The organism is Pseudarthrobacter sp. KH_020_B (assembly GCF_057840185.1).
In genome coordinates, this window is the sequence record NZ_CM174506.1 from 398,692 (window position 1) to 421,039 (window position 22,348).

The window sequence follows — 22,348 nt, forward strand, 5'->3', positions numbered from 1 at the left end:
AGCACCGTCTTCCGCCGTCTGCCCGCCACTGGTTGACTGGTTTAATGCCTCCACTACGTTCACGAACAGTCACCCATGGCCGCAACATGGTCGGCGCACGCGCTTTGCTCCGCGCCGCCGGCGTCAACGGAGCCGATTTCGGCAAGCCGATCATCGCCGTCGCCAACAGCTTCACCGAATTCGTCCCCGGACACACGCACCTCCAGCCGGTGGGACGCATCGTCTCCGAGGCCATCACCGAGGGCGGCGGCATCCCGCGCGAGTTCAACACCATCGCCGTGGACGACGGCATCGCGATGGGCCACGGCGGCATGCTCTACTCGCTGCCCTCCCGGGACCTGATCGCCGACTCGGTCGAGTACATGGTCAACGCGCACTGCGCCGACGCCCTGATCTGCATCTCCAACTGCGACAAGATCACCCCCGGCATGATGATGGCCGCCATGCGCCTGAACATCCCCACCGTCTTTGTCAGCGGCGGCCCTATGGAGGGCGGCACCGCCGTCCTGGTGGACGGCACAGTGCGCAAGCGCCTCAACCTGATCTCCGCCATCGCCGACGCCGTCAACGACTCCGTCTCCGACGAGGACCTGCTGCGCATCGAGGAAACGTCCTGCCCCACCTGCGGTTCCTGCTCGGGCATGTTCACGGCCAACTCGATGAACTGCCTCACCGAGGCGCTCGGCCTCTCGCTGCCGGGCAACGGCACCACACTGGCCACGCACACGGCCCGCAAGGACCTGTACCAGGACGCCGGCAAAGCGATCGTGGACATCACCAACGCGTACTACTCCGACGACGACGAAAGCGTGCTGCCGCGCGCCATCGCCGGCCGTGCCGCGTTCGAGAACGCCATGACCATGGACATCGCCATGGGCGGCTCCTCCAACACCATCCTGCACCTGCTGGCCGCGGCGCAGGAGGCCGAGTTGGACTTCACGCTCGAAGACATCGACGCGATCTCGCGCCGCACCCCCTGCCTCACCAAGGTGGCCCCCAACGGCGACTACCTCGTGGAGGACGTCCACCGCGCCGGCGGCATCCCGGCCATCCTGGGCGAACTGGACCGCGGCGGCATGCTCCGCCACGATGTGCGCTCCGTACACGGCCCGGACCTGCGCTCCTGGCTGGACGACTGGGATATCCGCGGCGGCAAGGCCACCGACACCGCCGTCGAACTGTTCCACGCAGCCCCCGGATGCGTCCGCTCCGCCACGGCCTTCTCCCAGTCCGAGCGCTGGGACACCCTGGACACCGACGACGCGAACGGCTGCGTCCGCTCCGTGGAGAACGCCCACACCGTGGAGGGCGGCCTGGCCGTGCTCCGGGGCAACATATCCGTGGACGGCTGCGTGGTGAAGACCGCCGGCGTGGACGAATCGATCTTCAAGTTCTCCGGCCCGGCCGTGGTCTTCGAATCACAGGACGATGCTGTGGAGGCCATCCTGAGCAAGCGGATTGTCGCCGGAGACGTTGTTGTCATCCGCTACGAAGGGCCCCGCGGCGGCCCCGGCATGCAGGAAATGCTGTACCCGACGTCGTTCCTGAAGGGCCTGGGGCTCGGCGCAAAGTGCGCCCTGATCACCGACGGCCGCTTCTCCGGGGGCACCTCGGGACTGTCGATCGGCCACATCTCCCCGGAAGCTGCCGCGGGAGGAGCCATCGCGCTCGTCGAAAACGGGGACACCATTTCCATCGACATTCCCGCCCGCTCCATCACCGTGGAAGTGTCCGACGACGAACTGGACCGCCGTCGTGCACTGCTGGAAGCGACCACCGGCTACCGGCCCCGCAACCGTGAGCGCGCCGTCTCACCGGCGCTGCGGGCCTACGCGGCCTTCGCGCTCTCGGCAGACAAGGGCGCCGTGCGGCACGTGCCGCTGGAGCCCGTGCCGGCACAGGCCACGCTGGTCTAGCTTCTTTTCCTGCGGGTCCGCGCCGTGTGCGGACCCGCAGGAACAACCGCGGTGACCACCTTAGTACCGGGCGGGCGCCGGTATCCCGCGGGTCATTTTCCTGATTTGTTCAGGCCTGAGCCCGGTCAGGGATGCCAGCTCAAATTCGTCCAGAATCCGCTGTTTGCTGGCCTCGGCGAGCAGGTGCAGGCGTTCCATTTCAACGGCTGCCTTCGAGTCCTCCACGGCCGTCAGTTCCAGCAGCACGCGCGAGATCGCCCCGAGGTGCTCCGCCGCGGCCAGTCCCGTCGGCTGAAGATCGTCGAACGCGCGGCCGGTCCGCCGCACCGCCAGGGTGGACAGGTGGGTTATCCGGGCCAGGTCCGCCACCGGAGTACCGTCCCGCAGAGCCTGGGCAACCAACTGGTTCAGGCTTGCCCCGAGAGCCCGGAGCCGGCTCGACCGGAAGCGGATCGCGCCCTGCTTATCCGTGAGCAACCGGCTGAACTCCACCCGCTGCTGATCCGCTGCTTGTCGGCGTTGATCGCCTCGATAGCGGTAGCCTCCCCTGCCTGAGGGTCGCACCGGACGCCGGATGGTCCCGCCGTCCCGTGCCGCTGCTGGTTGGTGGCGGGCCATCGGTTCCTCTCCCTTGAACGGTACGCACAACGCTAGGCGTGTCTGCGGACCCCGGGAAATACCTATATCCGGTGTGGCAATAAGTGAATTGCGTGGTGCAAGGGCCATAAGGCTTCCTTATCCGCCCACGCAGAATACGTCTTATCCACAGCCGCCTGCAGTCCATAGGCTCGAATGACGCAAAGTCCCCTCACTGATGAACCACTGGAAGAGAACATGTCTGAATTCGTGCCTGCATCGCGTGTTTCACGCATCAAATCGTCTCCAAGCGTGGCCGCTGCTGCCCGGGTCCGGGAGCTCAAAGCCGTGGGACGCAGCATTCTGGACCTCACGGTAGGGGAGCCGGACTTCGATACGCCGGAACACATCAAGGCTGCGGCCGTGCAGGCGATAGCCGACGGCGAAACCAAATACACCTCGGTCACCGGTACGCCTGCCCTGCAGAAGGCCATCCTTCAGACCCTGGAGCTGAACACCGGGCTGCACTACTCGGCCAACGAAATCACCATCGGCGGCGGGGCCAAACAGGTCATCTTCACCGCATTTATGGCGTCCCTGGACGAAGGCGACGAAGTGGTCATTCCGGCGCCGTACTGGGTCTCGTACCCGGACATGGTCCTGGCCAATGACGGCCGGCCCGTGGTCGTCCCCTGCGGCGAGGACTCAGGGTTCAAGCTGACCCCGGAAGCCCTGCGCGGTGCCATCACCGACCGGACCAAGTGGCTGATCCTGAACACCCCCTCCAACCCCACCGGGGCTGTCTACTCGCGCGCCGAACTGCGTGCGCTCGCGGACGTCCTGGCCGGCTTCCCACACGTTTTTGTCCTGACCGACGAGATCTACGACCAGATCTACTTCGGTGCCGGCAAGCTGACGGGCCTCGTGGAAGCGGCTCCCGAACTGAAGGACCGCGTCCTGGTGATCAACGGCGTCTCCAAGGCGTACGCCATGACGGGCTGGAGGCTCGGCTACGGCGCGGGTCCGGCCGGCCTGATCGGTGCCATCAACAAGCTGCAGTCACAGATCTCCTCGTGCCCGTCGTCCGTCAGCCAGGCGGCGGCCGCGGCCGCCCTCACGGGGGACCAGTCCTTCATCCGCGCCAACGGCGAGGTGTACCGCAGCCGCCGGGACGCCGCCGTCGCAGGTTTGAACGCGATCCCGGGGCTGTCATGCTCGACGCCGGAGGGCGCCTTCTACGCGTACGTGAACTGCGGCGGTGTACTGGGGAAGACGACGCCGGACGGCACCGTTCTCCGCGACGACCAGGACTTTGTGCTCTACCTGCTCGACCAGGCGTCCGTGGCTGCCATTCCGGGCTCCGCGTATGGGCTCGGGCCGTACTTCCGGATCTCGTATGCAACCAGCCTGGCCGTCATCGATGAGGCTGTCGCCGCGATCGACAAAGCCGTCCACGCGCTCAACTGACACATCCCCCCAAAACGAAGGACACACCATGATCCACGTCAAGACAAACGTTGACAGGCCGACGGCGGACGCCGTCCTCAGGCTGTCCAAGTTCTCCTCCGCCACAATCCACGAAGCCCAGGGCAGGAAGGGTGCGCTCAGCTCGAAGATCAAGCCGATCGACCGCAGCATGTCCTTCTGTGGACCCGCCACAACGGTCCGCTGCGCACCCCGCGACAACCTGATGCTGCAGGTTGCCATCCACTACGCGGAGCCGGGCGACGTTGTCCTGGTTGCCGCTGGCGAATTCGAGGAGGCCGGGACGTTCGGCGATGTCCTCGGCAACGCCATGAAGGCCAAGGGCCTGGCAGCCATGGTGACGGACTCAGGCGTCCGGGACACCCAGGACCTGATCGAGCTGGGCCTGCCGGTGTTCTCCGGCAGCGTCAGCATCAAGGGAACGGTCAAGGAGACCATCGGCCCCATCAACCACTCTGTGGTTTTTGGCGACGAGATCATCTACCCGGGTGACATCCTGCGCGGCGACGCCGACGGCGTGGTTGTGGTGCGTAAGGACGAGATAGAGGAAGTCATCCGCCTGTCGCAGGAACGGGACGACGCCGAGCGCGAACTAATCAGCCTGTACAAGGCCGGCGGAACCACCATCGAGCTGTGCAACCTCACCGAGGTGCTCAAAGCCAAAGGCCTGCTGGTCGAAGACGCCAGCTGACGTTGTGCGCAGGGTGTGCCCACTTACCGCAACTGGCTTGCAGTTAACGTCGTCATTCGCGCGAATGACGACGTTAACTGCAAGCTGGATGGGCACCCTAAACGGCCCAGGAGGGTCCATGCCTAATCGGACATGGACCCTCCTGTTGTAAGCGTTTATTCAGTGGCCCGGTTTCAGCCGGGGCTGGTGTCAGCTGACCAGCGAGCGGGACCTGGAAACGGAAAGTTGTTGTCCGGGCAGGGGATAGGCGGCCGGGCCGGTGCCGGTTTCGTCCAGGAGCCAGAGCGTCGCCCCTGACGCGCCCCTGGGCATGATGCTGCCTTCAAAGACAAAAACGGCCTGACCTGGCTGTCCTTCGGGAAGCCAGAACCCGTTCGCGGGGCAGTGGGATCCGGTTCTCGCCGCCAAGCGGCTGCCGCTCGAAGGGGCCCGGTGCGCACTGCTGATCTTTTTCACGATGTGCTCCCAATCAACTAATTCCACTGAAGAAATAATTGCCGGTTCATCCGGCACTTCATATTTCAACATTAGTTTCGTCGAAGCGCGTTTACTAAGACCAAATCCACATGCCCTGATAAGGAAAAGCTGTGGGTGGCCGGCTACCTTCCGTATTTAGCGCTCAGCATTTCCTGGAGCATTTCCTTCAGCACCAGCAGGACGGCCGATGCCGCCTCGGACAGCGGTTCGTGGTCCGGGGTGCAGAGGGCTATCTTGCACTGCAGCCCGGGATCAACAATCCGCAGTACCAGGAAGTCTTCCTCATGGAAAAGCGCGTCGGCTGCTGACTTTGGCAGGATGGTGGCGCCCATGTCCGCCCGCAGGAGCCGCGTCAGGGAAGGTACGGATTCCACTTCGCCCACCAAGCGAAGGCTGAGTCCCTTGTCCCGCATGCCGGTCTCGACAATCTGACGCAGGGTGTGGATCTGCTCGGGAAGGAACAGGCCGAATTCCGCTGCCTCCTCGAGGGTGATCTCGCCCGACTTGGCTGCCGCTGTGTTCTTGCCGTTCACCACCAAGTGAAGATCCTCCACGATCATGGTGGTGAACTGCACGCCGCGGATAGGCCCAGGCTCGTAGATCAGGGCCATGTCCAGCCTGCCGTTCTTGATCGCCTCGCTGAGCACACCCCCGTAGATCTCCGTCAAGTGCAGCACGATGTCAGGGTAACGGCGGGCCACTTCGCTGATAATGCGCGGCGTGAGGCTCGAAGCCATGCTGTACGGCGCGATCGCTATCGACACCCGGCCAGCAGGCGCCGCCCCCGAACTCGCCACGTCCTGGCGGGCCTGTTCGACCAGCCGAAGGATGGTCTGAGCGTGCCGGTAGAGCGTGTGGCCGGCGGCTGTGGGCTGAACGCCCTGCTTGCTGCGGATCAGCAGCCGCTGCTTCAGATCGGTTTCAAGCGCGGACACCTGCTGGCTCAGGGCCGGCTGCGCCACGTGCAGGGCTGCGGCAGCCTTCGTGATGCTCCCTGAGTCAACGATCTTCACGAAGTAGGCGAGTTTTCGAGTGTCCATACCGGCTTTTCTTTCGTTTGCGGGGCCTGAAGCCCGGCGGGTCATATCCGGATTCTATGGAGGGACACTCAATAGGTCTTTGTGTGATCCACATCTCGGACGCTAGGTTGATCTTCAGAACACAATTTCTGTGACAAGCAGATTATACCCCCCAGGCATAAGCGGCGATGATGCCCCAATATGGCTTTTGCATAATCACTCCGTTTACAGAAAACGTGGCTTTCTTTTACGTCCCCGAAATATACGCTCCATACCTTTTAGAAGCATCCTCCAGAATCCGACGGATTCCTCCTGACTAAGGAAGAGACACAAATGAGAGTTATCACCAAAGGCAAAATCGCATTAGCTGCTGCCGCGACAGCCGCAGCCCTGGTGCTGACAGGCTGCGGGGGCGGCGCCGCCTCCAGCAGCGGCGGAAACTCCAGCGCCACGTCCGGCGAGCTGAACCTGATTGCCTACTCTGGCGTCTGGCAGGACCAGTACACGGCGGCCGTGATCGAACCGTTCAAGGCCAAGTACCCGGACATCAAGATCAACTACTCCTCCAAGCGCTCCTCCGCCGAAATGCTCAGCGCACTCCAGGGCCAGAAGAACAATCCGGCTACTGACGTGGCCATCATGGACAACTCCGTATCCACCACCGGCAACACCCAGGGTCTCTTCGACAAGATCGACACCGCTGCGGTTCCCAACTTGGCGAACGTACCCGAGCAGTTCAAGAACAAGGACGGATTTGGCCCGGTGGTTATGCTCGACGCGGTTGGCCTGCTCTATGACACCGCAACTTTCGCCAAGGCGCCTGAGAGCTGGGATGTGCTCTGGGATCCGGCCTACGCCGGCAAAATCAACGTCAACGCTCCGCCCTCCCTGCTGGGTCTGTCCCTGACCGCGATCACGTCCAAGATGCAGGGCGAGGACTACACCCAGAGCATCGACAAGGCGGTTGCCCGCCTCAAAGAGATGGCGCCCGGCGTCCAGACCTTCGCCCCCAACCCCGACGAGTACCAGAACGTGATCACCGGCCAGACGGTACTGGGACTGGGACAGAACGCCCGCGGCCAGTTCTACAGCGACCAGAGCAACAAAAAGATGGGCGTGACCTTCCCCAAGGAGGGCACCGTTTTCCAGATCAACACGGTCAACATCGTCAAGGATGCGCCCAACAAGGCTGCCGCCCAGACTTTCGTTGACTACGCACTCTCCGCCGAGGCGCAGACCGCCTTCGCCAAGTCCCTTTTCTACGCCCCGTCTGTGACCAACGCCGACCTTCCGGCGGACGTCAAGGACCGCGTGGTTCCCACTGACGGCTCCCTGAACATCGTCCCCCTGGATGTTCAGTTCCTGTCCTCCGCGCGGGACAAGTGGACTGACACCTGGAAGCGCCAGATCATCACCAAATAGCCATCCCCACGGCACCCCTCCCCACCACCTGCTTCAGGAGAACTGAAATCGTGACTGAATCAAAACTGTCGATCGTGGATCTGACCAAGAGATACGCAGCCGGTCTTGACCCGGCCGTCGACCGCCTGAACATGGAGGTGGAGGAGGGGCACCTGGTGGCGCTCCTCGGCCCGTCAGGCTGCGGCAAAACCACCACCTTGCGGATGGTGGCCGGCCTGATGGACCCCACCGCCGGATCCATTGTGGTGGATGGCAAGGAAATCACCCACACGCCCGTGAACAAGCGCGGCATGGGCATGGTCTTCCAGTCCTACGCCCTCTTTCCGCACATGAACGTGGAACAGAACGTGGCCTTCGGGCTGCAGATGCGCCAGACCTCAAAGTCCGATCAAAAACGCCGCGTCGCCGGGGCGCTGGACATGGTCCAGCTCGGCCACCTGTCCAAACGGCAGGTCAAGGAGCTGTCCGGCGGGCAGCAGCAGCGCATCGCCCTGGCACGCGCCCTCGTGGTGGAGCCCACGCTCCTGCTCCTCGATGAGCCCCTGTCCAACCTTGACGCCAAGCTCCGCGAGACGATGCGGACCGAGATCCGCTCCATTCAGCAGCGGACCCGGGCCACCACACTGTTCGTGACCCACGACCAGGATGAGGCACTGGACATGGCCGACCGCATCGCCGTCATGAACGGGGGCCTGATCGAACAGTTTGGATCGCCCACCGAAGCCTACGAACGGCCGCGGACGCGGTTCGTGGCGAACTTCATCGGCCAGGCGAACTTCCTCAACGCCCGGGTCCTGTCCGCGACGGGTTCCGCCGCCAAGGGGGAAACGCACTACCGCGTCTCCATTGACGGGCTCGGCCAGTTCGGAGCGGTGGGGGCGCCCGGCCTCACCGGATCCACGCATGAACTGGTCATCCGACCCCACCGGCTCAGGGTGTCCCTGCAGCCGGCCGGGACTGAGACCATTGCCGGCGTCATTGAACGGGTCAACTACACCGGCGATGCCCTGTCCGTAGCAGTCAAGGCCGGCGACCGCGTCCTGCAGGCACAAATGCCCACGTCCAGCGGCGACCTGCCCCGTACCGGCGACGCAGCCTACCTTTCGTGGTACGAGCAGGATGCGTACCTGCTGCCCACCGCAGTGGAAGCGCCGGCAGCGTGACCGTCACCCAGACCCAGGCCCCGACGCCGGCCGCCCGTCGGACCGGCGCAGCTGAAGGCGAGCTGGAAAAGTCCACCGGACGCCGGAACCGGCGGACCTACCTTGCCCTCCTCGTGCCGGGCGTGCTCGGACTCGTGGTGAGCTTTGTCTTCCCGCTGGCCTACATGGTCCGCATGTCCTTCAACAGGGGTGCGCCGGACGGCGTCATCGAGGAAACCTTCACGCTGGACACCTATATCCAGCCGCTGACCGATCCCTACTATTGGCGGGTCACGCTGGACACTTTCCAGATGGGTGTCACCGTGGGACTGCTCTGCGTCCTGGTGTCCTACCCGGTGGCCCTCTTCCTCGCCCGGAGCACCAGCAAATACCGCGGGCTGCTCATCGCCGTCGCGATCGCACCCCTGCTGACCTCGGCCGTTGTGCGGACCTACGGATGGATGGTCATCCTGGGCACCAACGGCCTGGTCAACTCCACGCTGGACGGAATGGGCCTGATCGACACGCCGCTCAAGCTGACCAACAACATGACCGGCGTGACCATCGGTCTTGTTGAGATCTTTATGCCCTATGCCATCCTCGCGATGATCTCGGGCTTTGGGCGCCTCAGCCCGCAGCTGGAAGAAGCAGCCGGATCGCTGGGCGCCAGCAAGCTGCAGGTGTTCACCCGGGTGACCCTTCCATTGAGCCTGCCCGGAATCCTCACGGCGTTCCTGCTGGTCTTTGTGTTGTCCATCAGTACTTTCATCACCCCGCGCCTCCTCGGCGGCGGCAGCGTCCAGGTGCTCGCCACGGAAATCTACGATCAGACCACCGGATTGCTCAACTGGCCGTTCGCGGCAGCACTCTCTGTCATCCTGCTGGTCCTGTTCGGCCTGATCGTCGCCGTCTACCAGCGCCTCACCAAAAAGATCGGAGGCTAGCCATGTCTGAGGCCCGCCTTTTCAAACCGCGGTTCAACCCAGCCAAGCCTGCGTTCGGGATCCTGGTATTCCTGCTCTACCTGTTCCTCCTGGCGCCGCTGCTGATCGTCTTTGTTGTCTCGTTTGCCTCCAACCAGTACCTGTCCTTCCCTCCGGAGGGACTGACGTTCAAGTGGTACGAGATGCTGCCGGCGGAAAGCACCTTCATGAACGGCATGCGGGTCAGCCTCATCGTCGCCGTGATCGTCACGGTCATCGTTTTGGCGCTCGGAGTTCCGGTGGCACTGGCGCTGGACAGGTTTGAGTTCAAGGCCAAGGCGGCGGTGCAGTCATTCTTCCTCTCGCCGCTGCTGATCCCCAGCATCGTCCTGGCGCTGGGCATGGTCCTGCTGTTCGGTCCGCTGAACCTGAACAACACCTACACCGGCATCATCATCGGCCACGTGGCCATCACCATCCCGTTCGTGATCAGGACAACGCTGATGAGCCTGGCCACCACCGACACGTCCTGCGAGGCGGCGGCGAGGATCCTCGGGGCAGGGTCCTGGACCGTTTTCCGGCGCATTACCCTGCCGATCATCCAGCCCGGGGTCATCGCCGGCGGCGTCATAGCGTTCATCGTCTCCTTCGACGAAGCCGTCATCTCGCTGTTTGTGGCCGAATCCGGGCTGCCGACGCTGCCCGTGCAGGTCCTGCGGTACGTGGAGAACTCTGCCGACGCAGCAGTGGCGGCACTGTCCGTGATCCTCATCCTGATCTCCCTCGCCGTCGTCGTCGTCGTTGAGCGTGTTATGGGCCTGCGCAAGGCCCTGCGATAGGCGCCTGGGATAGGCCCGGGTCATAACCAGGGCCTATCCCGTGACACTGATTACGTCTTTGTGTGGGGCAGCGCACGGTGCCAGACTTTTTGAATAGATGCCAGCCCCACCCGGGGCACAACAGCTCAGAACACAACGAAGGGAAGGCACGCACTATGGGTCGCACAGTTGATCTTGTGGCAGATCTCGGTGAAGGCTTCGGTGCCTACTCCCTGGGTGACGACAGCGCACTTCTTGAAATCGTCTCCAGCGCGAACATCGCCTGCGGATTCCACGCCGGAGACCCGGACATCATGGAACGCACGGTGGCAGAATGCGTCCGGCGCGGTGTCAGCATCGGTGCACACCCCAGTTTCCCGGATCTGCGGGGCTTCGGACGGCGCTCCATGGATCTCACCGCGGCTGAAGTCCGCAACGACGTCCTCTACCAACTCGGAGCCCTGTCGGCCTTTGCCTCCTACCACGGCACCAGCGTCTCCCACATCGCCCCCCACGGCCGGCTGGGCAACCTGGTCGCCACCCGCCAGGACTACGCCGCCGCCGTCGCCGATGCCGCCAGCCGCTTCCGCCCGGACCTGATCGTCCTGGCCCAGGACGGCGAGCTCGCCCAGGCTGCGGCCGGCCGCGGTTTGCCGGTGGCCATCGTGGGCATCGCTGACCGGGCCTACGAGGACGACGGAACCCTGGTGCCGCGCACCCAGCCGGGCGCCGTCATCCATGACGCGGCAACCATCGTCGATCGCACCATCCGCATGGTCTGCGAAGGGATCATCGAATCGGCGTCGGGCGTCAAGCTCCCCGTCGTGGCGGACACCGTCCTGCTGCACGGGGACAACCCGGGCGCCGTGGACCTGGCCCGCCTCATCCGCAAGGAGCTCACGGCGGCCGGCGTTACCATCGCCCCGCTGCCCCTGGCGCTCGCGGCCAAAGCGGAAGCCGCCTGAGATGACCGACGCAACCCCCGTCGAGGTCCATGAATCAGGTGACGCCGCCCTCCGCGTCGTCGCTACCTCCCCTGACCGGGAACGGAACTGGGCTGCTGTCCATGCCCTGGCGGCATGGCTTGAGACGGCCGACGTCGACGGTGTACACGGCGCGGTTCCCACCTACGATTCGGTGCTGGTGGAGTTCGACCCCTACGTCACTTCCGCCCGCCAGATCAGGGCCTTTGTTCTCCTAGGTATGCGCCAGCTGGATTATGTGGGCGCGCCCACGCGTACCCCCCGGCAGTTCGACGTCCCCGTGGTCTACGGCGGCGAGTACGGACCCGACCTCCAGAAGGTTGCGGACCACGAGGGACTCTCCGTTGCCGAGATCATCGCCCTTCACACTGCCAAGTCCTACGTCATCCGTTGCCTGGGGGCACCGGCCGGATCGCCCATGATGGACGGCCCGGACTTCCCCCTGCCGGTACCCCGGCTGAAGGACCCCCGGCTTTCCGTGCCGGCAGGCGCCGTCTCCGTCGCGGGCCGGCAGGCAGTAATCGCGCCAGCCTCAGCTCCTGGCGGGTGGTGCGTGATCGGCCAAACGCCGCTGACCGTTCTGAACCCGGACAAGCAGCCGCTGGTTCCGTACATGCCCGGGGACCTGCTCCGGTTCCACGAGTTGCCCGCCGCCGACTTCCAGCGTTTTGCTGGCGTTGAACTGGAAGCATCCGCATGAGCGGGACCCTGACCATCCAGCAAGCCGGCCACTCTGTGGTCACGGACCTCGGCCGGTTCAAGGGGCCGCGGTACGGGCTTCCCGTGAACGGCGCCTTGGACCAGTTTTCTGCGCGGGCAGCCAATATCCTGGCCGGCAACCTGGACAATGATCCGCTCCTCGAGGTCACAGCACTGGACTTCCGGATGCGGGCAGACTCAGACCTGCTCATCGCCGTCACCGGTGCGCCACTGACCCTGACCGTCGGTGGGCGTGAATGCCCGCAGTGGGAGCCGGTGTCGGTCCTGGCCGGGGAAACCGTGGCACTACGCGGCATAAACACGGGGCTGCGCGCCTACATCGCAGTCCATGGCGCCCTGGACGCCCCGACACTGCTGGGCAGCTGCGCGCCGGACACCGTCGTCGGTTTCGGGCTGAAACTTACGGAGGGCACCGTCCTGGGGGCCCGGAAGACTGTGCCCCCGATCAGGCAGCCGTACTTTGACCTTCCCCTGTTCCGGCTGGGGTTGTCCCGCCCGGGAACCAGCGTCAGCCCGGTCATCGACGTCACCGACGGACCGGACATCGCCGAATTCGGCGACACCGCCGATCTACTGTTCCAGACCAGCTACACCGTGAGCGGACGGAGCAACCACATCGGCCTCCGCCTCGGCGGGGCGCTTCCGGAACGGCAGTCAACAGCGGAAGTCCTTTCAAGGGGCGTTCCGGTCGGGGCCATCGAGGTCCCGTCCAGGGAAGAGCTCCTGGTACTTCACCGAGGACGAGGCGTGACAGCCGGATACCCGGTGCTCGGCGTCGTCACCAGCCGCTCACTGGATGTCCTTGCCCAGGCCAGGCCCGGGCACACCATCCGGTTCCGCAAGACCAGCGTGGCCGAGGCCACTGCGCGGCACCGTGCTGCCATGCGTGAACTCGAGGCGCTGCGCACGTCAGTAAATACAGTCTTTGGCTTACTGGGTGTGGGAGCCCCGGCAAGCTGGCGGGAACTCCTGCCGGCGTCCGGAACCTGAGACCCCGTTATGTCCCGCCCCAGTCATCAGAAACAAGTAAGGATTAAGATGTCAACGTCAACGCGAGCGGCCGGTCCGCAGAACGACCGCCTGGATGCCAGGCAAACCCGGAAGGTGGTTACCGCCGGCTGTGTGGGCATCTTCGTGGAACTCTACGACAACGGCATCTTCGCCTTTATGGCCGGAACCCTTGCCTTGGTCTTCCTGGCCCCCGGCAACCCGGACAACGCCCTCCTCTTTGTTTTCGCCGGGTACGCTGTGTCCTTCTTCGTACGCCCTCTGGGTGCCGTGGTCTGCGGATTCCTGGGGGACCGCATCGGGCGGCAAAAGCTACTAGTCTTTGTCATCCTGCTGATCAGCGTTGCCACGGCGGGTATCGGCCTGCTGCCGGCCTACTCGGCCATAGGCATCGCCGCCCCGATACTGCTCGTGCTGCTCCGCATGCTGCAGGGCTTCTCCGTTGGCGGCGAAGCAGCCGGCGCCATGACCTTCCTCGCCGAACACGCCCCCGAAGGCAAGCGCGGCATCATCACCTCCTACGCCCAGATCGCTTCCTTCGCAGCCCTGCTCACCGGCACGCTCGTCGCGTTCTCCATGTCGCCCTGGCTCACCCAGGCAGCGATCGACGGCGGCGGCTTCGGTGCGTTCGCATGGCGCATCCCGTTCCTCGTCGCCATCCCGATGGGCGTCATCGGCTGGTACATCCGCAAAGCCATCGCGGACACCCCCAACTTCGTGAAGCTGAAGGAAGAGGGCGGGCTGTCCAAGAACCCGCTGAAGGAAGCCTTCGCCTCCGCCGAACACCGCCGCGCCATGCTGCTGGCCCTGTTCATCCCGCTCATGAACGGCTCCGGCTACTACGTCCTCTTCTCCTATATGCCCACGTTCCTTAAGGGCAAGCAGCTCAACTTCACCATCGGTGAAGCACTCCTCGTCACCGCATGCAGCCTGGTTGTCATCTGCATCGCCATCCCCTTCATGGGCGCCCTCTCCGACCGCGTCGGCCGCAAGAAGGTGATTGCGGGATCCGCGATCGCCATGGCCGTCGTCGGAATTCCGGCCTACGCCCTTATCGCCACCGGCGAGATGGCACTGGCCATCCTGGGCGCCTCCATCATGGCAGTGGTCTTCGCCGGCCACACCGCAGTGATCCACATCCTGATCGTCGAACTGTTCCCCACCCGCGTGCGGTACTCCGCCTACGGCCTGGGCTACAACATCTCTTCGGCACTCTTCGGCGGCACTGCGCCGCTGCTGATGACTTGGCTGATCTCCTCCACCGGCAACATCTACATGCCCGCTTTCTACGCCGTCATCACCGCGCTGGGCACGCTCGCCGCCGTCAGCACCGTCAAGGACCGGGCCCACCAGCCCCTCCGCGACGCCTGAAGCACCCACCGAGCCGGGGGCTTTGGCCCCGCGTCCAAGCCCGCCATTCTTTGCCATACCCCACTCATTGGAGACTTCCATGTCATTTTCAGACTATTCAACAGCGCTCGTGACCGGCGCCTCCACCGGCATGGGCGCGGCCATCGCTGAACGCCTGGCCAAGCGCGGGCTCCAAGTCCATGCCTTCGCCCGCAATGAAGAACGCCTGCAGGAACTGGCGGACCGCACCGGAGCCATCCCGCACGCCGTCGACCTCACGGACACGGCGGCGCTGGCCGCAGCGGTGGAGGGCCTGAAGGTGGACGTCCTCGTGAACTGCGCCGGCGTTTCCCGTCCCGGAAACATCCTGGATTCCAGCGAGGACGACATCGACGAGTTGGTGGACGTCAACCTGCGCTCCCTCCTGCAGCTGACACGCCTGGTCGTTCCCGGCATGGTGGAGCGGGACAAGGGACACATCGTCAACATCAGTTCCATCGCAGGCCTCTACAACTTCTACGGACACACCGTCTACCACGCCACCAAAGCGGCAGTGCACCAGGTTTCCCGGCAGCTGCGCAACGACACCGTGGGCAAGCGCATCCGCGTCACCGAAATCTGCCCCGGCCGCGTTGAAACGGAAATCTTCGGCCGCAACATGGGCGGCACGCCCGAGGCGATGGCAGAGGCGTGGCAGACGTACTACGAAGGCTACGAGTCGCTGACCACCGACGACATCGTCAACGCCATGGACTACGCCATCGAAACGCCTCGCCACGTGAACGTGGGCATGCTCGAACTCATGCCCACCTTCCAGGTGCCTGGCGGACTCACGTTCGACAGGCGCTAACCCCCAAGCCCGCCCACATCCCATAGACCGCTTCCCAGGATCGATAGGTTTTCCGATGCAAACTGTCCGCACTGTCAGCTTCCCCGACCGGCAACTCCTAGCCGATCTCTCGCCCCTGCCCGAAGGGCTGAGAGGAGTGGTGTGGGACCTGAAATCGGATCCCGACGGCGGGACGCTGGGTGAGATCGACGGCGTCATCCTCCCGTACATCGACGCCTCCGCCGTGCTCGGCTCCCTCGCCCAGGTTCCGGGCCTGAAGTACGTCCAGACCCAGTCCACCGGGTACGACGGGGTTATTGAGGCCGCCGGGCCGGCGGCCGGCGTGGCCAGCGCCTCCGGCGTCCACGCCGCGGCCACCGCGGAACTCGCCATTGGGCTGATCCTGGCGAAACTGCGCGGGATCGACCAGGCCGTCCGTGATTCGCAGTACGGCCTCTGGCGGCCCGAACGGCGCCAGTCCCTTGCCGACCGGCGGGTGCTCCTGGTGGGCGTCGGCGGGATCGGGCACGAGATCGCCCGCCGCCTGGAGCCCTTCGAGGTCACCGTCACCCGCGTCGGCAGTTCGGCCCGCACGGACCAACACGGCGAGGTGCACGCGTCCAGCGAGCTGACCGCACTGGCCGCGACTCACGACATCCTCGTCTCGGTGCTGCCCCTGAACGAGCACACCCAGCAGCTGATCGGCGAAGAGGTCCTCGCCGCGCTGCCGGACGGCGCGCTGGTGGTGAACGTGGGCCGAGGCCCCGTGGTGGACACGGCTGCACTGACCAAGGAAGTCCTGTCCGGACGGCTGCAATGCGCCCTCGACGTCGTCGATCCGGAACCGCTGCCGCAGGACAACCCGCTCTGGTCCACGCCTAACGCCCTGATTACCCCGCACGTAGGCGGAAACGCGTCGGCCTTCCAGCCCCGGATCCTCAAGCTACTCCGGAAGCAACTCGAAGCCCTGGCCGCCGGTCAGGCACCGGCCAACCTCGTTCAGAACGGCCCCTTCTAGGGACCAGCTCGAAGGGACACTTGGGGCCCAAAGAGAAGCGCGAACGGACACTTGTGGCCCTCGCCGCAGGGCCCCAAGTGTCCGTTCGCGCGAAAAGGATGCCGTCCTAAGGTGCACGGCCAAGAACAACCACCGCGCCCAGAACAGCGCAACCGCGGCGAAGGAGCTGCTCAACTATGAATACACTTTTTGATTTGACGGGGCGGGTTGCCCTGGTGACGGGCTCGAGCCGGGGGATCGGCAATGCGTTGGCGCGGGCGTTGGCTGGGGCCGGGGCGACGGTGGTGTTGAACGGTGTGAACGCGGAGCGGTTGAAGGCTGCGGAGGCGGCGATGGCTGCGGACTTCGCGCCGGGGCGGGTGCATGGTGTCGCGTTTGATGTCACGAGTGATGCCGAGGCCGCGCGGGGTGTGGCGTGGGTGGAGGAGCAGGTGGGGCCGTTGCAGATCCTGGTGAATAACGCCGGGATCCAGCACCGGGTGCCGATGCTGGAGCTGGATGTCGCGGACTGGGAGCGGGTGATCAGGACGGATCTGACGAGCGCGTTCCTGGTGGGCCGTGCGGCCGCACGGCACATGATTCCGCGGGGGAAGGGCAAGATCATCAATATCTGTTCGGTGCAGACGGACCTGGCCCGGCCCACGATTGCCCCGTATGTGGCGGCGAAGGGCGGGCTGCGGAACCTGACCCGGGCGATGACGGCGGAGTGGGCGGGGTCCGGGCTGCAGATCAACGGGATCGCCCCGGGCTACATCCACACGGAGATGACGCAGAACCTGGTGGACGATGAGCAGTTCAATGCCTGGATCCTGGGCCGGACGCCGGCGCACCGGTGGGGCACGGTCCAGGACCTGGCGGGTCCGGCGGTGTGGCTGGCCTCGGACGGGTCGGATTTTGTGAACGGGCAGACGATCTTTATCGACGGCGGCATGACGGTGGTGGTCTGATGGGCGCGAACACAACACTGCCCGTGTCGGGTGCTGCGGTGGTGGCGTATGCGGCGGGGGATCTGCGGATCGAGGACGTCCCGTTGGCGCCCCCGGCCCCGGATGAGGCCGTGGTCGAGGTTTCGTATGGGGGGATCTGCGGGTCGGATCTGCATTACTGGCTGCACGGGGCTGCGGGCGAGTCGATCCTGAAGGCGCCGATGGTGCTGGGGCATGAGATTTCCGGGACCGTGGTGGCGGCTGCGGCGGACGGGGCCGGCCCGGCCGCCGGGACCCCGGTCGCGGTCCACCCGGCCACCCCGGGCCCGGGTGCGGGGGAGGTGCGGTGGCCGGCGGACCGGCCCAACCTGTCCCCGGGCTGCACGTACCTGGGCTCCGCGGCACGGTTCCCGCACACCGACGGCGCGTTCGCCCGGTACGTGAACCTGCCGAGCCGGATGCTGCGGGTGCTCCCGGCGGGCCTGGACCTGCGGACCGCGGCGCTGATCGAGCCCGCCGCGGTGGCCTGGCACGCCGTGGCCCGGGCAGGGGACGTCGCGGGCAAGTCCGCCCTGGTGATCGGGTCCGGGCCGATCGGTGCCCTGGCGGTCGCGGTTCTCAAACGTGCCGGTGCGGCCCGGATCACCGCCGTGGACATGCACGCCAAGCCGTTGGAGATCGCCGCCGCGGTCGGCGCAGGCCGGGGACGCGGAGGCGATCGCCGCGGTGCAGGCCGATGTCGTGATTGAGTCCTCGGGCAGCCACCACGGCCTGGCCTCAGCGATCGGCGGCGCGGCCCGCGGCGGGACCGTGGTCATGGTCGGGCTGCTGCCCACCGGACCCCAACCGGTCCTGATTTCCCTGGCCATCACCCGGGAACTGGACCTGCGCGGGTCCTTCCGCTTCAACAACGAGATCGATGACGTGATCACCGCCCTCGCCGACGGAACCCTGCAGATCGGCCCCGTGATCACCCACGAATACCCCCTCAGCCAGGGACTGACCGCCTTCGAAGTGGCCAGGAACTCCGCCGAATCAGGAAAAGTCCTCCTCAACTTCCAACCGGAGTAGCGCGGTCCGCGGCCTACCCAATCAGCAGGCTCAACGCTTCCGTAAGGTGCTCCACTTCCCGCACGGAGAAGCCCGCCGGCACGGGGCCGGGTCCGTTGTGGCTGGCCGGGACCACGGCGTGGGTGAAGCCCAGGCGGTGGGCCTCCTGGATGCGCTGGTTGATGCCGGGCACCGGCCGGACCTCCCCGGCCAGGCCCACCTCGCCGAACGCGATCAGCCGGATGGGCAGCGGCTTGCGGGCCTTCGCCGAGGCGACTGCCAGGGCAACTGCGAGGTCGGTTGCGGGTTCGCTGAGCTTCACGCCGCCCACCGTGGCCACATAGGAATCGTCCTTGTGCAGCAGGCAGCCGGCACGCTGCTGCAGCACCGCCAGGAGCATGGACACCCGTGAACTGTCCAGGCCGCTGGTGGCCCGGCGGGGCTGCGAGTTGGCGCTTTCGGCCAGCAGCGACTGCACCTCGGCCAGCAACGGCCGCCGCCCTTCCATGGTCACGGTGATGCAGGTGCCGGACACGGGATCCTTGGTGCGGCTGACGAACAGCCCGCTGGGGTCCGTGAGCCCTTCGATGCCGTTCTCATTCAGGTCAAAACAGCCGACGTCGTCCGTGGGCCCGTACCGGTTCTTCACCGCGCGCAGCATCCGGAGCCGGGAATGACGCTCGCCTTCGAACTGGCACACCACATCCACCAAGTGCTCCAGCAGCCGCGGCCCCGCGATGGCCCCGTCCTTCGTCACATGGCCCACCAGCAACGTGGTCATGTTCCGGCGTTTGGCAGCCGCGATAATGGACGCCGCCACCTCACGCACCTGCGAGACGCCGCCGGCGCTGCCGTCCACGTCCGCGGACGAGAGGGTCTGGACCGAGTCCACAATCAGCAGCCGCGGCTCGATCTTCTCCACCTGCCCCAGTGCCTGCCCCAGGTCCGTTTCGGCGGACAGGTACAGGGAATCGGCGACGGCGTCGATCCGTTCGGCGCGCAGCTTCACCTGCGCGGCGGACTCCTCACCCGTAACGTACAGGACGTCCTGCGCGGTGCGGGCAAACTTGGCCGCGACGTCCAGCAGCAGCGTGGACTTGCCCACGCCAGGCTCCCCGGCCAGCAGGATGACGGCACCGGGGACCAGGCCGCCGCCCAGCACGCGGTCCAGCTCGTCCACGCCCGTGGGCAGGAAAGCCGCCGTGGTGGCGTCCACCTCGGCAATCCGGCGGGCCGGCTCCAGAACTGTGGTCGCCGCCGTCGTCCGCGCTACGGCGGCACCGGTTTCCTCAACCGTGCCCCACGCCTGGCACTCGCCGCAGCGCCCCACCCACTTGACCGTGGTCCAGCCGCATTCGGCGCACTTGTAAGCGGGCGCTTTGGACGCCCGGGAAGTCTTTGTTGCCATGTGTTCCACCCTACTGGCGGGCACCGACATCCACGGACGGTCAGCGGGTTTCGACAAGCTCAACTACCGGGGCCGCTACAACCCGGGGAGCACGTCCCTGGCCTCGAGCGGATCCATGCCGGAGGCCTCCAGGAGGTCCACCATCAGCGGCCGGAACAGCATGACCACTGTCTCACCCTCAAGCCGCTGGACTTCCAGCAGCCTCGGATGCAGCCGCAGCGCAATCTCGCTCAAGTCCTGCCGGGCCGTCCGCAGATGGGCGCGCCGCGCGCCGTCGTTCGTTTCCGCGAGCCCCAGCGAAAGCTCGTCGATCGCAGCCGCCGTGTCATCCAGCACCTCCGCGATGTTCTCCGTTGCCTCATCGGACAGGGCCGCATGATTGATGGCGCTGGTGAGTCGGCGCGCAAAAACCCGGCTGTTGCGCAGGGCGAGATCGATGGAGTCCAGTGACTGCTTGAGCCGGTCCAGCTCGTCGCGGTGCCGGCGGTAGGCCGGCGCGAGCGTGGCCACCTCGCCGGACGCGCGCAGGGAATGGCGCATCGCGTCCACGAGCGGCTGGCAGTTCCGGCCGCGGATCAGCGCGTGCCACGCCTGCGTGGAGTCGCTGTTGCTCAGGGCCGTGGCGCATTCCCGCAGCACTTCGGCCAGTTCGTGGAGCAGCTTCCGGACATCCTTGCGGGGCTCCCGGCGCGGATCCTTGGGCACCAGGATGGTCACCAGAAGCGCAAAAACCCCGCCAATAATGGCGTCAATGCTGCGCGTGAACGGCCCGCCATCGGGCGCCGGCAGCAGCACCACAAGCAAGGACTGCAGCCCCAGCTGCGTGGTGAAGATGTTGCCGCTGTCCAGGAAGCGGGCCAGCAGGATGGAGAACAGAAGTACGACGGCGGCCTGCCAGATTCCGCTGCCCAACCAGTGCAGCAGGAGATCACCGACGGCGATCCCGATGGTGCAGCCGAGGCCCACCTCCATCACCCGGCGCAGCCGCGGGTCACGCGAGAAGCCCAGGGCGATCAGTGACGATGTGGCCGCAAAGAGGGGTCCGGAGTGCCCCAGGACGTGCTCGGCGAAGGCGTACGCCCCCACCGCACACGCGGTCATCTGGACGGCGGGGACAAGGGAGTTCCGGCTCCGGACCAGGCCGGTCCGGATGCGTCCGCGCAGGAAACGCCTGCTTGCTGAGAGTCCTGCTGCTGCGGCCATGCCCTCCAGTCTATTTGCCACCCGGGCACCTAAGTCCGAAAGTGTGACGTGCGCAATGGTGACGCTACAGTTGTAAGCCAATATGCCGCCGTCGTTAATCTTCTGTTCACCTTCGGCAGCCCATCCCGTTACCTGCGGCCCATAAATTCAATGAAGGTACAGAACGTACGCATCGCGCTGCAGGGCGTCTCCGGTCCTGCAACTGCTGAATATCCCTGGAAGGGGTACATCTAGTGAAGGCACTCCGTTTCGGCCGCCACGCGGCTATCGCTGTAATCGCAGCCGGCGCACTCGCGCTCACCGCCTGCGGTTCAGATAACCCCACTGGCAACACGGCTGCAGGCACCCAGACTTCTGCCGGCCCCAAGGTCACCGGCACGCTGACCGGTATAGGAGCATCCTCCACCGGCGCAGCCATGGACGCCTGGAAGGCCGGCTTCGCCACCGCCAACCCCGGCGCCACCGTGCAGTACTCCCCGGACGGTTCCGGCGCAGGCCGTAAGGCAATCATCGACGGCTCGGCCCAGTTCGCCGGCTCCGATGCATACCTCAAGGATGAAGAGCGGACCAGCTCCCAGGCCAAGTGTGGCCCGGAAGGCGCCATTAACATCCCCGTCTACATCTCCCCGATCGCTGTGGCGTTCAACGTCCCCGGCATCACCGAGCTGAAGCTTGACGCAGCTACCGTGGCCAAGATCTTCCGCGGCGAGATCGCCAACTGGAACGACCCCGCCATCGCCGCCCTGAACTCGGGCGTCAGCCTCCCGGACCTGTTGGTCACCCCGGTGAACCGCTCTGACGATTCCGGTACCACCACCAACTTCACCGAGTACCTGGCGGCGGCTGCTGCCGAGGTCTGGACCGACAAGGCTGCCGGCATCTGGCCCGCAACCCTGCAGGGCGAGAACGCCAAGGGAACCTCCGGCGTTGTCAAGACCGTCACCGACACCCCGGGCGCCGTGACCTACGCGGATGACTCCGCTGTGGGCGGCAAGCTGGGCACCGCCTCCATCAAGGTGGGCGAGGAATTCGTCAAGATCTCCGCCGAAGCCGCTGCCAAGGCTGTTGAAGCCGGCAAGCCCGTCGAAGGCCGCTCCGCGACCGACGTCGCCATCAAGCTGGACCGCAAGACCACGGCATCAGGTGCCTACCCGGTCGTCCTGGTTTCCTACCACGTTGTCTGCTCCACGTACGACAAGCAGGAAACCGTTGACCTCGTCAAGGCCTTCGAAAGCTACGTAGTTTCCGACGCCGGCCAGAAGACGGCTGCTGACTCCGCGAAGTCCGCGCCGCTCTCCCCGGCCCTCGCCGAGAAGGCCGCCAAGGCCATCGAATCCATCAAGGTCAAGTCCTAGTACCTGTCCCTGAACCAGGTTCCCCGCAA

At 65.6% G+C, this 22,348-nt stretch carries 20 protein-coding genes and 1 pseudogene; 16 read left to right on the forward strand and 5 right to left on the reverse strand.

Translation table 11 applies throughout. The annotated features are described in order from the left end of the window. Window positions 1-44 precede the first annotated feature (44 nt). A complete protein-coding gene (ilvD, locus tag AC3IT0_RS01930) occupies window positions 45-1,916 on the forward strand; it encodes a dihydroxy-acid dehydratase (protein ID WP_489322144.1) in 1,872 nt (623 codons plus the stop codon). 60 nt (window positions 1,917-1,976) lie between these two features. On the opposite strand, the gene AC3IT0_RS01935 is transcribed toward ilvD, so the two are convergent. Then, window positions 1,977-2,534 (reverse strand): hypothetical protein, encoded by a 558-nt coding sequence (locus AC3IT0_RS01935; RefSeq protein ID WP_489322145.1) that lies wholly within the window; start codon window positions 2,532-2,534, stop codon window positions 1,977-1,979. Between the two features lie 216 nt (window positions 2,535-2,750). Between AC3IT0_RS01935 and AC3IT0_RS01940 the strand changes: the two genes are divergently transcribed. Beyond that, entirely contained in the window at window positions 2,751-3,959 is a 1,209-nt protein-coding gene (locus tag AC3IT0_RS01940) for an aspartate transaminase (protein WP_489322146.1), read from the forward strand. A gap of 28 nt (window positions 3,960-3,987) precedes the next feature. Next, window positions 3,988-4,668, forward strand: a complete 681-nt coding sequence (locus AC3IT0_RS01945) for a 4-carboxy-4-hydroxy-2-oxoadipate aldolase/oxaloacetate decarboxylase (protein ID WP_489322147.1) — start codon at window positions 3,988-3,990, stop codon at window positions 4,666-4,668. 189 nt (window positions 4,669-4,857) lie between these two features. On the opposite strand, the gene AC3IT0_RS01950 is transcribed toward AC3IT0_RS01945, so the two are convergent. Continuing rightward, entirely contained in the window at window positions 4,858-5,124 is a 267-nt protein-coding gene (locus AC3IT0_RS01950; protein ID WP_489322148.1) for a hypothetical protein, read from the reverse strand. 143 nt (window positions 5,125-5,267) lie between these two features. Next, complete coding sequence (gene nac / locus AC3IT0_RS01955; protein WP_489322149.1) at window positions 5,268-6,185, reverse strand: nitrogen assimilation transcriptional regulator NAC; 918 nt, start codon at window positions 6,183-6,185, stop codon at window positions 5,268-5,270. A 312-nt stretch (window positions 6,186-6,497) separates the two neighbouring features. Here nac and AC3IT0_RS01960 point away from each other — a divergent pair, with 312 nt between their 5' ends. From AC3IT0_RS01960 to AC3IT0_RS02015, 12 genes and pseudogenes are all read left to right on the forward strand, one after another. Next, the gene (locus AC3IT0_RS01960) at window positions 6,498-7,586 is read left to right on the forward strand and encodes an ABC transporter substrate-binding protein (RefSeq protein WP_489322150.1); all 1,089 of its coding nucleotides are present in this window, start codon (window positions 6,498-6,500) and stop codon (window positions 7,584-7,586) included. A gap of 50 nt (window positions 7,587-7,636) precedes the next feature. Beyond that, on the forward strand, window positions 7,637-8,749 hold the full coding sequence (locus tag AC3IT0_RS01965; RefSeq protein WP_489322151.1) for an ABC transporter ATP-binding protein: 1,113 nt from the start codon (window positions 7,637-7,639) through the stop codon (window positions 8,747-8,749). Further along, complete coding sequence (locus AC3IT0_RS01970) at window positions 8,746-9,672, forward strand: ABC transporter permease (RefSeq protein ID WP_489322152.1); 927 nt, start codon at window positions 8,746-8,748, stop codon at window positions 9,670-9,672. The genes AC3IT0_RS01965 and AC3IT0_RS01970 overlap by 4 nt, the downstream gene beginning before the upstream one ends. 2 nt (window positions 9,673-9,674) lie before the next feature. Then, on the forward strand, window positions 9,675-10,490 hold the full coding sequence (locus tag AC3IT0_RS01975; protein WP_489322153.1) for an ABC transporter permease: 816 nt from the start codon (window positions 9,675-9,677) through the stop codon (window positions 10,488-10,490). A 155-nt stretch (window positions 10,491-10,645) separates the two neighbouring features. After that, entirely contained in the window at window positions 10,646-11,434 is a 789-nt protein-coding gene (locus tag AC3IT0_RS01980) for a LamB/YcsF family protein (RefSeq protein WP_489322154.1), read from the forward strand. Between the two features lies 1 nt (window position 11,435). After that, window positions 11,436-12,152, forward strand: a complete 717-nt coding sequence (locus tag AC3IT0_RS01985) for a 5-oxoprolinase subunit B family protein (protein WP_489322155.1) — start codon at window positions 11,436-11,438, stop codon at window positions 12,150-12,152. Beyond that, window positions 12,149-13,162 (forward strand): 5-oxoprolinase subunit C family protein, encoded by a 1,014-nt coding sequence (locus AC3IT0_RS01990; protein WP_489322156.1) that lies wholly within the window; start codon window positions 12,149-12,151, stop codon window positions 13,160-13,162. The genes AC3IT0_RS01985 and AC3IT0_RS01990 overlap by 4 nt, the downstream gene beginning before the upstream one ends. Window positions 13,163-13,210: 48 nt before the next feature. Next, window positions 13,211-14,551, forward strand: coding sequence for an MFS transporter (locus AC3IT0_RS01995; RefSeq protein ID WP_489322157.1), 1,341 nt, complete (start codon window positions 13,211-13,213; stop codon window positions 14,549-14,551). A 79-nt stretch (window positions 14,552-14,630) separates the two neighbouring features. Then, window positions 14,631-15,380 carry an SDR family oxidoreductase gene (locus AC3IT0_RS02000; RefSeq protein WP_489322158.1) on the forward strand — a complete coding sequence of 250 codons (750 nt, stop codon included), beginning with the start codon at window positions 14,631-14,633 and terminating at the stop codon, window positions 15,378-15,380. 55 nt (window positions 15,381-15,435) lie between these two features. Next, window positions 15,436-16,377 (forward strand): 2-hydroxyacid dehydrogenase, encoded by a 942-nt coding sequence (locus AC3IT0_RS02005; protein ID WP_489322159.1) that lies wholly within the window; start codon window positions 15,436-15,438, stop codon window positions 16,375-16,377. A 176-nt stretch (window positions 16,378-16,553) separates the two neighbouring features. Next, window positions 16,554-17,324, forward strand: coding sequence for an SDR family oxidoreductase (locus tag AC3IT0_RS02010; RefSeq protein ID WP_489322160.1), 771 nt, complete (start codon window positions 16,554-16,556; stop codon window positions 17,322-17,324). Then, window positions 17,324-18,374: pseudogene (locus AC3IT0_RS02015) on the forward strand (L-idonate 5-dehydrogenase). Before AC3IT0_RS02010 ends, AC3IT0_RS02015 begins: the two are co-directional and overlap by 1 nt. A 13-nt stretch (window positions 18,375-18,387) precedes the next feature. On the opposite strand, the gene radA reads toward AC3IT0_RS02015, so the two are convergent. After that, a complete protein-coding gene (gene radA / locus AC3IT0_RS02020) occupies window positions 18,388-19,761 on the reverse strand; it encodes a DNA repair protein RadA (protein WP_489322161.1) in 1,374 nt (457 codons plus the stop codon). A gap of 75 nt (window positions 19,762-19,836) precedes the next feature. Further along, window positions 19,837-20,964 carry an FUSC family protein gene (locus AC3IT0_RS02025; protein WP_489322162.1) on the reverse strand — a complete coding sequence of 376 codons (1,128 nt, stop codon included), beginning with the start codon at window positions 20,962-20,964 and terminating at the stop codon, window positions 19,837-19,839. 233 nt (window positions 20,965-21,197) lie between these two features. Between AC3IT0_RS02025 and pstS the strand changes: the two genes are divergently transcribed. Next, complete coding sequence (pstS, locus tag AC3IT0_RS02030; RefSeq protein ID WP_489322163.1) at window positions 21,198-22,319, forward strand: phosphate ABC transporter substrate-binding protein PstS; 1,122 nt, start codon at window positions 21,198-21,200, stop codon at window positions 22,317-22,319. Window positions 22,320-22,348: the final 29 nt, after the last annotated feature.